Source organism: Streptomyces sp. NPDC030838 (assembly GCF_055572035.1).
In genome coordinates this window covers 558,592-572,845 of the sequence record NZ_JBVIED010000001.1, presented here as the reverse complement: position 1 = coordinate 572,845, position 14,254 = coordinate 558,592, and the positions used below count along the sequence as shown (strand labels likewise).

The 14,254-nt window shown below is 71.4% G+C and carries 14 protein-coding genes and 1 pseudogene; 8 read left to right on the top strand and 7 right to left on the bottom strand.

Annotated elements, in window-relative coordinates; all coding sequences use genetic code 11:
* The first annotated feature begins 174 nt into the window (after positions 1–174).
* Positions 175–2,238, top strand: coding sequence for an MDR family MFS transporter (locus tag ACZ42A_RS02550; protein WP_468525281.1), 2,064 nt, complete (start codon positions 175–177; stop codon positions 2,236–2,238).
* A gap of 11 nt (positions 2,239–2,249) precedes the next feature.
* On the opposite strand, the gene ACZ42A_RS02545 is transcribed toward ACZ42A_RS02550, so the two are convergent.
* On the bottom strand, positions 2,250–2,768 hold the full coding sequence (locus tag ACZ42A_RS02545; RefSeq protein WP_468525280.1) for a GNAT family N-acetyltransferase: 519 nt from the start codon (positions 2,766–2,768) through the stop codon (positions 2,250–2,252).
* A gap of 85 nt (positions 2,769–2,853) precedes the next feature.
* Here ACZ42A_RS02545 and ACZ42A_RS02540 point away from each other — a divergent pair, with 85 nt between their 5' ends.
* Together ACZ42A_RS02540 and ACZ42A_RS02535 are read left to right on the top strand one after the other, a co-directional pair.
* Entirely contained in the window at positions 2,854–3,528 is a 675-nt protein-coding gene (locus tag ACZ42A_RS02540) for a hypothetical protein (RefSeq protein WP_468525279.1), read from the top strand.
* A 5-nt stretch (positions 3,529–3,533) separates the two neighbouring features.
* Positions 3,534–4,562, top strand: coding sequence for a hypothetical protein (locus ACZ42A_RS02535; protein WP_468525278.1), 1,029 nt, complete (start codon positions 3,534–3,536; stop codon positions 4,560–4,562).
* Between the two features lie 6 nt (positions 4,563–4,568).
* Here the strand turns inward: ACZ42A_RS02535 and ACZ42A_RS02530 are convergent, their stop codons facing one another.
* Positions 4,569–4,976, bottom strand: a complete 408-nt coding sequence (locus tag ACZ42A_RS02530) for a DnaJ family domain-containing protein (RefSeq protein WP_468525277.1) — start codon at positions 4,974–4,976, stop codon at positions 4,569–4,571.
* Between the two features lie 106 nt (positions 4,977–5,082).
* Here ACZ42A_RS02530 and ACZ42A_RS02525 point away from each other — a divergent pair, with 106 nt between their 5' ends.
* Positions 5,083–5,475 (top strand): hypothetical protein, encoded by a 393-nt coding sequence (locus ACZ42A_RS02525; protein WP_468525276.1) that lies wholly within the window; start codon positions 5,083–5,085, stop codon positions 5,473–5,475.
* A gap of 87 nt (positions 5,476–5,562) precedes the next feature.
* On the opposite strand, the gene ACZ42A_RS02520 is transcribed toward ACZ42A_RS02525, so the two are convergent.
* Both ACZ42A_RS02520 and ACZ42A_RS02515 read right to left on the bottom strand, forming a co-directional pair.
* Entirely contained in the window at positions 5,563–6,234 is a 672-nt protein-coding gene (locus ACZ42A_RS02520; protein WP_468525275.1) for an O-methyltransferase, read from the bottom strand.
* Positions 6,231–7,325: a DUF2330 domain-containing protein gene (locus tag ACZ42A_RS02515; protein ID WP_468525274.1), complete on the bottom strand. Its 1,095-nt coding sequence runs from the start codon at positions 7,323–7,325 to the stop codon at positions 6,231–6,233. Before ACZ42A_RS02515 ends, ACZ42A_RS02520 begins: the two co-directional genes overlap by 4 nt.
* A 290-nt stretch (positions 7,326–7,615) precedes the next feature.
* On the opposite strand from ACZ42A_RS02515, the gene ACZ42A_RS02510 reads away from it, so the two are divergent.
* Positions 7,616–9,751 (top strand): bifunctional glycosyltransferase 87/phosphatase PAP2 family protein, encoded by a 2,136-nt coding sequence (locus ACZ42A_RS02510; RefSeq protein ID WP_468525273.1) that lies wholly within the window; start codon positions 7,616–7,618, stop codon positions 9,749–9,751.
* Here ACZ42A_RS02510 and ACZ42A_RS02505 read toward each other — a convergent pair.
* A pseudogene (locus ACZ42A_RS02505) lies at positions 9,682–9,894 on the bottom strand (ATP-binding protein); the annotation flags it as partial. The gene ACZ42A_RS02510 and the pseudogene ACZ42A_RS02505 overlap by 70 nt on opposite strands.
* Positions 9,895–10,123: 229 nt before the next feature.
* Between ACZ42A_RS02505 and ACZ42A_RS02500 the strand changes: the two are divergent.
* Positions 10,124–10,969, top strand: coding sequence for a helix-turn-helix domain-containing protein (locus tag ACZ42A_RS02500; RefSeq protein ID WP_468525272.1), 846 nt, complete (start codon positions 10,124–10,126; stop codon positions 10,967–10,969).
* Entirely contained in the window at positions 10,929–11,132 is a 204-nt protein-coding gene (locus ACZ42A_RS02495) for a DUF397 domain-containing protein (protein ID WP_468525271.1), read from the top strand. Before ACZ42A_RS02500 ends, ACZ42A_RS02495 begins: the two co-directional genes overlap by 41 nt.
* On the opposite strand, the gene ACZ42A_RS02490 is transcribed toward ACZ42A_RS02495, so the two are convergent.
* Entirely contained in the window at positions 11,116–12,285 is a 1,170-nt protein-coding gene (locus ACZ42A_RS02490; RefSeq protein ID WP_468525270.1) for a steroid 3-ketoacyl-CoA thiolase, read from the bottom strand. The two genes, ACZ42A_RS02495 and ACZ42A_RS02490, sit on opposite strands and share 17 nt — an antisense overlap.
* A 179-nt stretch (positions 12,286–12,464) precedes the next feature.
* Here ACZ42A_RS02490 and ACZ42A_RS02485 point away from each other — a divergent pair, with 179 nt between their 5' ends.
* Positions 12,465–13,697 carry a cytochrome P450 gene (locus ACZ42A_RS02485; protein ID WP_468525269.1) on the top strand — a complete coding sequence of 411 codons (1,233 nt, stop codon included), beginning with the start codon at positions 12,465–12,467 and terminating at the stop codon, positions 13,695–13,697.
* Positions 13,698–13,789: 92 nt separating this feature from the next.
* Here the strand turns inward: ACZ42A_RS02485 and ACZ42A_RS02480 are convergent, their stop codons facing one another.
* A complete protein-coding gene (locus ACZ42A_RS02480; protein WP_468525268.1) occupies positions 13,790–14,209 on the bottom strand; it encodes an aggregation-promoting factor C-terminal-like domain-containing protein in 420 nt (139 codons plus the stop codon).
* Between the last annotated feature and the right edge of the window lie 45 nt (positions 14,210–14,254).

Below are 14,254 nucleotides of genomic sequence, written 5' to 3'. Positions count from 1 at the left end.
TTCGCGAACTTCGGTCCCCCTCGCGAACTCCAGTGATTATGCAGATTCCGTGGAGGCCGCGACCGGGAGTCCGGTCAATCCATAGGACTCGACAGGCCATAACGGGACACACCGATCACGATGGAATGGTGTCGACTCACCACGGCAGGCGTCGACCGAGCCTCGGGAGGTCCCATGGCCGAGGATGCGCGCAGCACAGCGGCTCAGGCACGCGGCCCGCAGCGCGGGGTGAGCACCCAGGAACACGTCTCCGGCGACGTCCTGGTCTCGATCGGGGCCCTGCTCCTCGGCATGCTGCTCGCCGCGCTCGACCAGACCATCGTCTCCACGGCGCTGCCCACCATCGTCAGCGAGCTGGGCGGCATGGAGCACCTGTCGTGGGTGGTCACCGCCTATCTGCTGGCGTCGACGGCCGCGACCCCGCTGTGGGGCAAGCTGGGCGACCAGTACGGGCGCAAACGGCTCTACCAGGCCGCCATCGTCATCTTCCTGATCGGCTCGGCGCTGTGCGGCATGGCGCAGAACATGGCCGAGCTGATCGCCTTCCGCGCGCTCCAGGGCCTGGGCGGCGGCGGGTTGATGGTGCTGTCGATGGCGATCGTCGGCGATCTGGTGCAGCCCCGCGACCGGGGCCGCTACCAAGGTCTCTTCGGCGCGGTCTTCGGCGCGACGAGCGTGCTCGGCCCGCTGCTCGGCGGCGTCTTCACCGAGCATCTGAGCTGGCGCTGGGTCTTCTACATCAACCTGCCGGTCGGCGTGGTCGCGCTCGCCGTGATCGCCGCCGTGCTGCACATCCCGCGCAAGGCCACGCAGCACGTCATCGACTACCTCGGCACCTTCCTGATCGCCTCCGTCGCCACCTGCTTCGTCCTGGTCGCCTCGCTCGGCGGCACCACCTGGAGCTGGGGATCGCCGCAGATCGTCGGCCTGGCGGTGCTCGGCGTGCTGCTCGCGGTCGCGTTCGTGGCGGTGGAGCGCAGGGCGGCGGAGCCGGTGCTGCCGCTGAAGCTGTTCCGGATCCGCACCTTCACCCTGTCCGCGATCATCAGCCTGGTCGTCGGCTTCGCCATGTTCGGCGCGATGACCTACCTGCCGACGTTCCTCCAGGTCGTACAGGGCGTCTCGCCGACCATGTCCGGTGTCCACATGCTGCCCATGGTGCTGGGCCTGCTGCTGGCCTCGACCGTGTCCGGGCAGATCGTCAGCCGCACCGGCCGCTGGAAGGTGTTCCCGATCGCGGGCACCGGCATCACCACGCTCGGCCTGCTTCTGCTCCAGGAACTGGACGAGCACAGCTCGGACACCCAGATCAGCGGCTTCTTCTTCGTCTTCGGCCTCGGTCTCGGCCTGGTCATGCAGGTGCTGGTGCTGATCGTGCAGAACGCCGTGTCGTACGAGGATCTGGGCGTCGCCACCTCCGGCGCGACCTTCTTCCGGTCGATCGGGGCCGCGTTCGGCGTGGCCGTGTTCGGCACGATCTTCGCCGGACGCCTCGGCGACAAGCTCACCGACGCCCTCCGCGGCGCCGAACTCCCGCCCGGCGTCTCGGTGGACGCCCTGGAGGCCGACCCGCGCGGCCTGGCCCAGCTGCCGCCGGAACTGCGCCCCGCCGCGCTGCACGCGTACGCGACGGCCATCACCGACGTCTTCCTCTACGCCGCCCCGGTCGCCCTGGTCGGCTTCCTGCTGGCCTGGTTCCTCAGGGAGGACCGGCTGCGCGGCTCGGTCACCGCGCCCGACGTGACGGAGACGCTGGCCAGCAACCCGGTGGAGCGGTCGTCGTACGACGAGGTGTGCCGGGCGCTGTCCGTGCTGGGCACCCGGGAGGGCCGGCGCGAGGTGTACCGGAAGATCACCGCGCGGGCGGGCTACGACCTGCTGCCCGCGGCGAGCTGGCTGCTGCTGCGGATGAAACGGTACGGCTGGGTGGAGCCCGGGGTGCTCGCCGAGCGCAGCACCGTGCCGCTGGGCGCCATCATGGAGGCCGCCCGCCAGGTCGAGGAGCGCCGGCTGGCCACCCGGGACGGGCTGGACCTCTACCTGACCAAGCAGGGCCGCGAGGTCGCCGAACGGCTGGCACACGCGCGCGAGGAGTCCCTGGCGGAGCTGCTGGGCGACTGGTGGGGCCCGGACCGCCCGAGGGACCTGCGGGAACTGGTGCGGGAGCTCAACGACGAGCTGTGCGGCTCGGACCGCGAACAGCCGCACGACGGCCGCCCGGCGTCGAGGTTCAGCTGAGGCCGAGGCCCTCAGCCGAGGTCCTTCCCGAACCAGTGCTCGGCGTACGGCGCGTCGTTGTGCGGCGCGGTCTCCTCGTAGCCGAGCCGCGCGTACAGCGCCCGCGCCTCCACCAGGTCGCCGCGCGTGTCCAGCACCAGCCGTTTCGCGCCCAGCGCCCGGGCGGCGTCCTCGGCGGCGGCCACCAGCGGCGCGGCGCCGCCCTTGCCGCGGAAGTCCGGCAGCAGGAAGACCCGCGTCAGCTCGGCGACGGCCGGGTCCGCGGTGCGTCGTATGCCCGCGGTGCCGGCGGGCACACCGCCGTACCGCGCGACCATCAGCCGCCCCCCGGGCGGGGTGAGCCCGCCCTCCGCCCCGGCCGCGATCTCCCGCTCCAGTTCGTCCGGGTCGGTGCGGCGGCCCTCGTACAGCAGGTACCAGCGGTCGCTGACCTCCGTGTAGTACGCCCGCCAGAGCGCTGCGGCGTCGGGAGAGGCGACGGGTTCGGATGTGACGGTCCAGGACGTTGCCGGTGAGGTCATGCCGGCCATTCTCGGGGAGGGGGCGTCGTTTGGGCCAAGGCCGTGGGGCAACCCGGTCAGCGATCCGAGGCCCGAAACCAGGAGGGCGACCCAGATGGACACAGGCTTGATCATTGCGTTGATCGTGATCGGGGCGGTCGTCGTCATCGCCGCGGCTGCCCTGATGACCCTGCGGCGGCGCCGGCACGCGACGACGGGACGGGACCTGAAGCGACGCTTCGGACCCGAGTACGAGCGGGCCGTCGCCCGGCACGACGGCGACAGCAAGGCCGCCGAGCGGGAACTCGCCGGGCGCCTGGAACGCCACGGCGGCCTGCACGAACGGCCGCTGGAGCCGGAGCGGCGCCGGGAGTACGAGGAGCGGTGGCAGGCGGCGCAGGAACGGTTCGTCGACTCGCCGCGCGACGCGGTGACCGAGGCGGACCGGCTGCTCGCCGAACTGGCCGGGGCACGCGGCTTCCCCGACGGCGGCCACTACGAGGAGCAACTGGCCGCGCTGTCCGTGCACCACGCGGACCACGTGCACGGCTACCGGCGCGTCCACCGCATCGCCCGCGCGGACGGCGGTGCCGACGGGCAGCCCGAGCAGGCCGCCACCGAGGAGATGCGCGAGGCCATGGTCGAGGCCCGCGCCCTGTTCGACGACCTGGTCGCCCCCGCCCGCCAGGACACCGGCGACTCCGGCGACCGCCGACCCCCGTCCCACGCCCGCCGCGGCCGCACCCACCTGCCGTGGGGGTTCACCAGGCATCACGCGAAGGGGAGTTGAGCCAGATGACCGACACACCACGGCCGAGCGAGGACGACCTCCGCCGCCCGAGGGGCGGCGAGCCACCGCCGACGCGCTCGGCGCCGGGCGAGGAGGGGCTGCGCTCCGCGCCGGGTGACGAGGCCGTACGGCCCGCGCCGGGCGGCGTGGCGATGGGCCGTGGCGCGGGCGCCGAGGACGCGCCTGGCGGGGCGGGGGTGGGACCGGGCCCGGAGGGTGAGTTCGGGCCGAGCGGGCGGACTCCGCCGGTGGCAGGCGATGCAGAGCGCCGGGCCTCGGGTGACGAGGCGGTGCAGCCCGCGCCGGGTGGCGGGGCTGTGCCCGGCGGGGCGGAGGGGCGCCCGGGGCTGGGCGGTGAGGCCGGGCCCGGTGGTGAGGCCGGGCCGGGTGGCCGGACCCCGCCTCCGGCTCCTGACGCCACCCGCCCCGCCCCCGGCGACGAGGCCATGCGGCCCGCGCCCGGCGGGCAGGTGCCCGGCGTCGCCGGGCAGGTCCCCGGTACCGCTGGTCCGGTGCCGGGCGTTGCCGGTGACGTGCCGGCGGGCACCCGCCCCGTGCCGGGGATCTCCGACGAGGCGCCGGGGCGTGGTGCCGAGCCGCCCGAAGTGCCCACGGAAGCGGGGCGTACCGCTCAGCCCACGGAAGCGGAGCATGGTGCGGAAGGCGCCCAGCGTGAGGTTCCTCCGGCGGGCGGCGAAGCGGCGACCGGAGTCGAGTCGGGGCGTGCCCGCGCCGAGAAGGCCCCCCATCTCGCGCCGATCCTGCCGCACACCGAGTGCGACAAGCTCTCCGAGCGGATGCAGCACGCGGTGTCCCGGTTCGTCGACGGGCCCCGGGCGGCCGTGGAGGAGGCCGATCATGTGATGGAGGACATCGCGAAACGGTTCACGGACGCGGTGACCCAGCGGCGCCGCACCCTGCGCCGGTCCTGGGAGATGACCGACGAGGCCACTCCCGCGACGACCGACACCGAGCAGCTGCGGCTGGCCCTGCGGGACTATCGCGAGCTGGCCGACCGGCTCCTGCACCAGTGAACCGCCTCAGGCCTGCGCCCGGCCCTCCCGCCATTGGCGTACGACCTCCTCGACGTCGTACGGCTTCAGCCCCAGCGGGGGGCCGGGCGGCGGCTTGAACATCATGTCGCGGATCTTGACGTTGACGGTGTCGATGATCTTGCGTACCAGCCGTTCCGACGGCGCCGAGAGCGCCGCCAGCAGCGCGTCCTCCGCCTCCTTGCGCAGCGCCAGCGTCGGCGGCAGCACCGAGACGCCCTCCCGGGCCAGCTTCCGCCTGATCCACCACTGTTCGTCGTAGTCGGCCTCGATGTCGGCCGGCAGTGGTTTCCCCGCGCCCGGCAGCCGGTCGAACTCGCCACGGGCCTTGGCGTCACGGATCTGTTTGTCGGTCCAGGACTCGAAGCTCACGCCGGGTGGCTTTCGCTCGGTCATGCGGCCATTGTGCCGGACGCCGCCGCTCGGGGCGATTTATCATGCGGCGGCGGCAGGCCAACCGGGCCGTCGCACAAGGGCGTTACCAGACAACGAGGAGCGGCACGTGCTCGAACTGACCATGGCCTCCGTCTCCGGCGCGGACGCGGGCGCCACGGCCGGCATGCTCATGGCCGACGCGCCCAGCGCGCCGGGAGCCGTGCTGCGGGTGGGCCGCGACAAGTCCATGTGCCGGCTGGCCACCCCGGACGACTGGCTGTTCGTCTCCCGGGTGCACCTGGAGTTCGCCTGCGGCCAGGACGGCGCCTGGCACGTGACCTGGCTACGCGGCTCGCAGGCCGAGCCCTCCTCCGAGGTCCGCCTGATGGTCGGCGAGTACGCCCAGCCCCTCGCCTACGGCGGCACGATGCCGCTGCCGCGCGGCGGCAACGGCGAGGTCGTCATCCAGGACCGCACCGCCCCGCGCAGCGTCAACGTCGGCTTCTATCACGAGGTCTGAGACCAAGAGGTCAAAGAGGTCAAAGAGGCCAAAGAGGCCTGAGCGTCCGGGACAAAAGCGTCCGAGACAAAAAGGCCCCGGACCGCCCTACGCCAGCACCCGCGCCAGCGCGAACCCGTCGTACCCCTTCGTCCCCACCGTCTGGATCGCCGTCCCGCTCAGCCTCGGGTGGGAGGCGATCAGTTCGATGGCCGCGCGGGTGCCCTGGACGTCCGGCTCGTCGCTGACCGCGTTGGCGATCCGCCCGCCCCGCACCACGTTGTCGACGACGATCACGCTGCCCGCGCGGGTGAGCCGCAGCGCCCACTCGACGTAGTGGGCGTTGTTGGCCTTGTCGGCGTCGATGAAGACCAGGTCGAAGGGCGGCGGGTTCTCGTCGGCCAGCTGGGGCAGCGATTCCAGCGCGGCCCCCACCCGTACCTCGACGATCTTGTCCAGGCCCGCCCGGGCGATATTGCGGGTGGCGACCTCGGCGTGCTTGGGGCTGTACTCCAGCGAGATCAGCCGGCCGTCGGCGGGCAGCGCGCGGCCCAGCCAGATGGTGCTGTAGCCGCCGAGCGTGCCGATCTCCAGGATGTTGCGCGCTCCCTGGATCTCGGCGAGGAGCTGGAGCATCTTCCCCTGGGGCGCGGTGACGTTGACCCGCGGCAGGTCGGCGGCCTCGCTGTCACGCAGGGCCGCCCGCAGCGGCTCGTCGTCGGGGGAGAGGTGGGCGGAGAAGTACTCGTCGACGGTGTCCCAGATCTGCGACTCGCTCATGTGATCAGGCTCTCACGCCGGGACCGCCGTACGGCGAATACCACCCCGGCCGTGATCGCCAGGACGGCCCCGCCCACCGTCACCAGCCACGCCGGCACCCCGGCGATCCTGCGCAGTTTGTCGTCATAGACGACCTGCTGGAACGTGGCGTCGGTGGGCGTGCGCCGCAGTTCGTGGTCCCCGGAGATCTGCGACGGCACCGGGAAGTCCTGGGTGACGGCGGTCAGGAACGGGGTGCCCTCGGCCAGCTCGGCCAGCGGACCGGACGCCGGACCGGACGACTCCTCGACCCGCCCGGCGTACGTCACCCGGGGCGCGCCGCCGCCGATGCCGTCGCGCGGCTCCATCCGGTGGTCGGCGAGCACGTACAGGCCCAGCGACTGCGGGGTCGTCGCCAGCCGGGACAGCCGCATCGGGTAGACGGGGGCGTCGGCGGCGAAGCTGAGATGGAGGGGGTCGAGGGTGCCGGTGAGGGCCGTTCCGTCGGCGGCGTCCGGGGCGAGGCGGACCGCGACGTACTCCCAGCGCTGCTCCACGTACGGCTTCAGCGCCTCGCGCAGCCGGTCCGGGAAGGTGAACCCGTTCTCGCGGAGCCAGGTGTCCAGCGCGGCCGGGTCGGTCGCGGTCAGCCGGGCCACGTCGAACGAGCCGAGCCGCTGCCGCCCGACCACGCCGACGCCCGACCCGGCGCCGTCGCCGGGCATCGGCGCGCCCACCATGTCGCCGTCGCCGATGTTCAGCGGCCAGTCGCCGTTCCGGGGCCAGAAGTAGTACCGGTCCCGGTGCACGGGCGCGGTGACGTCCCGCACCTCCTCGAACAGCTCCGGGTCACCGAGCTTCACGGTCGCCCGGTTCGGCACCGGCATGATCCACGCGGCCCGCTGGGCGTCCCCGTCCACGGTCAGGCTCATGACGATCTGCTCGCGCCGCCCGTCCCACCGCACGACGGACTCCTCGCGGCCCACGCTCATATGCCGCTGGTCGTCCGGCAGCATCGCCCCGCAGCCGCACGCGTACGCGGGCGCGATCAGCAGCGAGCCGAGCTGGAAGCCGAGGAGCGCGAGGACGACGGCGACGACCCGCCCCCGCATGCGTGACCTGACTGATCTGGCGGTGTTCATGCCACGTACCGACGGCGGGGCGGACCGCCCGGTTCCGCCGAAACCCGCAGCGTGATCGATGTGTGATCGATCTCCCTCCTTATAGAGGCAACCGAACCACCGCCCCTATATCGTCTTCCGGACAAAAGGAGATCGGACGCCAGGTGAAGCGGGGGTGGCCTGCGTCTTCCTCCGGGGGTGCGCGAGCCCCCACGGTTCGCACGGCAGACGGGCCCACGTACGGGACACGTGGGACGAATGGGGCGGGAGGCCGACGGGGCGTGGTGAATGCGGAGCACACTGGGCGACCGGCGGGAGCCCTGGGAGCGACGACGGTCGGCGGGGCCGGGACCGGAGCGCGGGTGCTGGCCGCCCGCGTGGCCCTGTGGCTGGTCGTCGCGGTCCTCGCCGTACGACAGCTGGCCGTGGTCCTCGGCACGCCCCGGGGCGAACGCCTGACCGACCTGGAGACCTGGGTCGGACCGAACGGCGTGCTGCACGTCGAGGGCTCGCTCTACGACTCGACGCGCTTCACCGGCACCCCCTTCGGCGGCCTCGTCCTCAAACCCCTGACCCGTGCGGCAGAACAGGCCCTCGGCTGGGGCTGGACCTTCGGCACGCTCCTGCTGGTCGTCGGCCTCGGCCTGGTGGCCGCCCGCGCCCTGCCGAAGCCGGTCAGCCGCCGTACGGCCCTCTTCGCCGCCCCCGCCGCGATCAGCCTGCTCATGCTGTCCCTGCCGGTCCGCAACGCCTTCTGGCTCGGCCAGACCAGCATCATCCCCGTCCTGCTCGTCCTCCTCGGCTGCTTCGCCGTGCGCGGCGAACGGGCCAGCGGCGCCCTCATCGGCCTCGCCGCCGCCCTCCAGCCCACCGTCCTGCTCTTCGCCCCGCTGCTGTGGTTCACCGGCCGCCGCCACGCCGCCGCCTCCCTCGGCACGGCCTTCGCCGGCTGTACGGCGCTGGCCTGGGCGGCGATGCCGCACGACTCGTACACCTACTGGGTGCACCACCTGGCCGGCACCGGCCTCGGCGGACCCGCCGACGACCTCGCCAACCAGTCCCTGCACGGCGCCCTGCTCCGCCTCGGCCTGACCGGCCCCCTGGAGATCGGCCTCTTCCTCGTCCTCGGCACGGGCGTCGCCGTCCTCGGCGTGCGCCGCGCGGTGCGCTACGCCCGCGACGGCCAGCTCCTGCTCGCCGTCGCCATCACCGGCTGCGCGGCGATCGTCATCTCCCCGACCACCTGGCAGCACCAGCTCCTCTGGGTCCTCCTGGCCGTCGTCGGCCGGGTCGGCAAGCGAGCCGCCGACCGCCCGGTCTGGCCGGTCGCCGTCATCCTCGTCATGACCCTCCCGGCGAAGATGATGCTGCCGGACATGGGCTTCCTGCACCCGCTGCGGGACAACATGATCCTGCTCGCGGCCGTCCTCGCCGCCACGGCCGTCCCCTTCCTCTCCCGCACCTCCCCGAACTACCGCTCACCCATCCCCACGGACTACGCCGCCCCGGCCCCGGCCCGCTTCCAGCGCATCCCGCTGCTGCCCTTCCTGCGCCGGGTGTTCGCCCGCCCCAACCTGCTCCTGGAACTGCTGCTCATCCGCGTCACCTACGCCGCGTACTCCCAGGTCCGGCTCGCCGCGACCGGCGGCACGATCTCCGGCGGCCGGGAGCGCGCGGAACACCACGGCGAGCAGATCCTGTCGATCGAACGCTTTCTCCACATCGACATCGAGCGCGCGGTCAACCACGCCGTCGTCAAGATCGACTGGCTGCGCGGGTTCTTCGACTTCTACTACACGTCCTTCCACTTCGCCGTCCCGCTGACGGTCCTCGGCGTCCTGTACTGGCGCCGCCCGGTGGACTACCGCTGGGCCCGCTCCACGCTCGGCCTGACCACGTTGCTGGCCCTGGTCGGCTTCTGGGCGTACCCGCTGGCGCCCCCGCGCCTGATGCCGGACCACGGCATCATCGACACCGTCCACGGTGTCCAGGACTTCACCCAGCCCGACTACGGCACGCTGACCTCGCTGACCAACCAGTACGCCGCCATGCCCTCGCTGCACTTCGGCTGGTCCCTGTGGTGCGGGCTCGTCATCGCGATCGTCGCCCCCAAGCTGTGGATGAAGGCCCTCGGCCTGCTCCACCCGCTCTTCACCGTCATGGCCATCGTCGCCACCGGCAACCACTGGGTCCTCGACGCGGTCGGCGGCGCGGCCGTCGTCCTCGCCGGCTTCGGCCTCGCGTACGTCCTTCAGGGCCCGAGGGCGTCGGTCGCTGCCGCGCACTCGAACCAGACCGTTTTGCCTCCGGCGCGGGAGGAGTCCACGCCCCACTTGTCGACGACGGCGTCCAGCAGCAGGAGTCCCCGCCCCGTCTCCGAGTCCAAGGACACCTCACTGGAGAAGGACGGCAGCTGATCCGAGCCGTCGCTGACCTCCACCCGGACCGCCGCGGTCTGCCGTAGCAGGACGACCGTGCAGCGGCGGTCCGGGACATGCCGTACGACGTTCGCGACCAGCTCGGTCACCCCCAGCTCGGCGGCGTCCGACAGCTCGGGCATGCGCCACTCTTCGAGGAACGAGCGGACGATCCTCCGGATGTGCCGCGCGGAGTGCTCTCCGACGGTGAGGCTCATGCGGTACTGCGGGGTGCGTGGCCCCAGGAGGGGCGAGAGAAAGTAATCGTTCATGGGACGAGGCTGACGTGCCGTAGCTACGCTGGGCTACCGAACGGATACAACGGGTCCCCGCGTGGGCGGAGTTGACCGAGTTGTCAGAGAGGGGCCGTGCGTGCACATCAACGTCCTGGATCCGGGTGCGTCGCCGCTTGATTACTACGGCTTCGAGTTGCGTCGGCTGAGAGAGGCGGCGGGACTGACGCAGCGGCAGCTCGGGGAGATCGTCAACTACACCGGTTCGCTCATCGGTCAGATTGAGACGGCCAGGAAAGTGCCCACGGTGGAGTTCAGCGAGCGGGTGGACGCGGCGCTGGGGACGGATGGGTTGCTGTCGCGGCTCGTCACACTGGTGCTGCGCAGCCAGCTTCCGGCGTGGTTCCGGCAGGTGGCGGAGCTGGAGGCGCGGGCCATCGAGATCAGCACCTTCCAAATGAACATGGTGCACGGTCTCCTCCAGACCAAGCCGTACGCGCGCGCTGTCCTGGGCGTGTTGGACGAGACCGACCTCGACGACCGCACCGCCGTCCGGCTGGCCCGCCAGCAGATCTTCGAGAAGGAGACGCCGCCGGTGTTCTGGGCGGTGCTGAGCGAGGCCGCGCTGCATCAGGAGATCGGTGGCCGGGAGGTCATGCTCGGGCAACTCGAGCGCCTGTTGTCGTTTGAGAGGAACCCTCGGATCAACATCCAAGTGCTGCCTTACGAGGTTGGTGAGCACGCGGGGCTTACAGGCTCATTCACCCTCTTCCAGTTCGCGAGCGACCCGGCCATCGTCTACACAGAGGGCTATGGCAGCGGCCATCCCAGCGCCAACCCGGAGACCGTCAACGACTGCTCACTCCGTTACGATCATCTGCGAGCCGCCGCCCTCTCCCTCAGAGATTCGGCGGAGCTGATCCGACGCGTGATGGAGGAACGCTATGGGGAGCAACGCGATTCCGGCGGGGGTCCAGTGGCGTAAGTCGAGCTACAGCAGCGATCAGGGCGGCGAATGCATCGAGGTTGCTGAGCTCCCCGCTGTCGTAGCCGTACGCGACTCCAAGAACCCCGGCGGGCCCGTGCTGACGCTCGCGCCCGCCGCCTTCTCCGAGTTCGTCTCCTGGACGACTACAACCGCTGAATGATCGTCCCGGTGGCCAGTCCGCCCCCGGCGCACATGGTCACCAGCGCGAACTCCTTGTCCGCGCGCTCAAGTTCATGCAGTGCGGTCGTGATGAGCCGGGCCCCGGTGGCCCCCACCGGGTGCCCGAGCGCGATCGCACCGCCGTTGACGTTGACCTTCTCCAGGTCCTGCTCGAAGACCTGGGCCCAGCTCAACACAACCGACGCGAACGCCTCGTTGATCTCGACGAGGTCGATGTCCTTCAGGGACATGCCCGCCTTGCCGAGGACCGCCTTGGTCGCGTCGATCGGACCGTCGAGGTGGAAGTGCGGGTCCGCGCCCACCAGCGCCTGGGCCACGATCCGCGCCCTCGGTTTCAACTTCAGCGCACGCGCCATCCGCTTCGACGCCCACATGATCGCCGCCGAGCCGTCGGAGATCTGCGACGAGTTGCCCGCCGTGTGAACGGCCGTGGGCATGATGGGCTTCAGGCCCGCCAGGGCCTCCATGGAGGTGTCGCGCAAGCCCTCGTCACGGTCGACGAGTCGCCACATGCCCTGCCCGGCGTACTGCTCCTCCTCCGTTGTCGGGACCTGGACGGCGAACGTCTCGCGCTTGAACCGCTCCTCGGACCAGGCCATCGCCGCGCGCTGCTGGGACAGGAGGCCGAGGGAGTCGACGTTCTCGCGGGTGAGGCCCCGGTGGCGGGCGATGCGCTCGGCGGCCTGGAACTGGTTGGGGAGGTCGACGTTCCACTCGTCGGGGAACGGCTTGCCGGGGCCGTGCTTGGAGCCGGAGCCGAGCGGGACGCGGGACATGGACTCGACGCCGCACGAGATGCCGACGTCGATGACCCCGGCCGCGATCATGTTGGCGACCATGTGGGAGGCCTGCTGGGAGGAGCCGCACTGGGCGTCGACGGTGGTCGCGGCGGTCTCGTAGGGCAGGCCCATGGTGAGCCAGGCGGTGCGCGCGGGGTTCATGGACTGCTCGCCGGCGTGGGTGACGGTGCCGCCGACGATCTGCTCCACGCAGTCGGCGGGGATGCCGGTGCGGCCGAGCAGCTCGCGGTAGGTCTCGCCGAGCAGGTAGGCGGGGTGGAGGTTGGCGAGCGCGCCGCCGCGCTTGCCGATGGGGGTGCGGACGGCTTCCACGATCACGGGTTCGGCGGCCATGGGGGGCGGGTCCTCTCGGGGGGCGGGAACCAGCACGGGAACTAGTACGTGTTCTAGTTCCTGTGGGCAGTGTGCTGATGTGACGTACGCCACCGCAAGGGTCTTGCAGCCTTCAGGGCATTGAACTACCTTCCCCGCAACCCATTTCTGATGAACCGTCAGATGGCTGGAGCCGCCGTATGCCCTGTCCAGCGCTGCCCGACGGGTTCGACTTCACCGATCCCGACCTGCTTCATCACCGCGTCCCCCTCCCGGAGTTCGCCGAGCTGCGCCGGGCCGAGCCGGTCCGCTGGATACCGCAGTCGGGCAATGTGGCCGGCTTCCAGGACGCGGGCTACTGGGCGGTGACCCGCCACGCCGACGTGCGCTACGTCTCCACCCACCCCGAGATCTTCTCCTCGACCGTGAACACCGCGATCATCCGCTTCAACGAGCACATCGAGCGCGACGCGATCGACGCCCAGCGGCTGATCCTGCTGAACATGGACCCGCCGGAGCACACCCGGGTCCGCCAGATCGTGCAGCGCGGCTTCACGCCCCGGGCCATCCGGGCGCTGGAGGGGCGGCTGCGGGAGCGGGCGCGGGCGATCGTGGCAGGGGCGCGCGCCCGCTCCGGGCCGTTCGACTTCGTCACCGAGGTGGCGTGCGAGCTGCCGCTCCAGGCGATCGCGGAGCTGATCGGGATACCGCAGGACGACCGGGCGAAGATCTTCGAGTGGTCGAACCGGATGATCGCGTACGACGATCCCGAGTACGCCATCACGGAGGAGGTCGGCCGGGAATCGGCCACCGAACTGATCGCCTACGCCATGAACATGGCCGCCGACCGCAAGCAGTGCCCGGCGCACGACATCGTGACGACGCTGGTCGCGGCGGAGGACGAGGGGAATCTCGGGTCGGACGAGTTCGGCTTCTTCGTGCTGATGCTGGCGGTGGCGGGGAACGAGACGACGCGCAACGCCATCACGCACGGCATGCACGCCTTCCTGACCCACCCCGAGCAGTGGGAGCTGTACAAGAGGGAGCGGCCGGGGACGGCGGCGGAGGAGATCGTGCGCTGGGCCACTCCCGTCGTCTCTTTCCAGCGCACCGCCACCCAGGACACCGAGCTGGGCGGGAAGCGGATAAAGAAGGGCGACCGCGTCGGTCTTTTCTACGCGTCCGCGAACCATGACCCCGAGGTCTTCGAGGCGCCGGACGTGTTCGACATCACCCGCGACCCGAATCCTCATCTGGGCTTCGGCGGCGGGGGGCCGCACTACTGCCTGGGTAAGTCCCTGGCCGTCCTGGAGATCGACCTCATCTTCAACGCCCTCGCCGACGCGATGCCGGGCCTCCGGCTGGTGGACGAGCCCCGGCGGCTGCGGTCGGCGTGGATCAACGGGGTGAAGGAACTGCGGGTCGAGGCGTGAACGCCCGAAGGCGGCGGCCCGGGGATCGGGGCCGCCGCCTTCAGGCGTGCGTGCGGGTGCCCTTTCGGAGGAAAGGGGCCGGCAGGTTCGGCTCAGTACCAGCCGTTCGCCTGCCAGAAGTTCCAGGCGCCGGCCGGGCTGCCGTAGCGGGAGTTCATGTAGTCCAGACCCCACTTGATCTGGGTCTTGGCGTTGGTCTTCCAGTCAGAGCCGGCGGCGGCCATCTTGGAGCCCGGCAGGGCCTGGACCAGGCCGTAGGCGCCGGAGGAGGGGTTGGTGGCGTCGACGTCCCAGCCGCTCTCGTGCTCGACGATCTTGCTGAAGGCGTTGAACTGAGCGGCGTTCGGGATCATCTGCTTCGCGATCGCCTTCGCCTCGGAGGGCGAAGCAGTCGTCGCGGCGTGCGCCGGAGCGGCGGTCAGCGCCATGCCGGTCGCGGCGGCGGCCACGACGGCGGTGGTGAGGGCCTTCTTCGGGGACGCGATGCGGCGGGCGATGCGGGAGACAGACACGGAGAACCTTTTTCTTCGGGGACTGGGGTGTCGCGGCATGCCGGA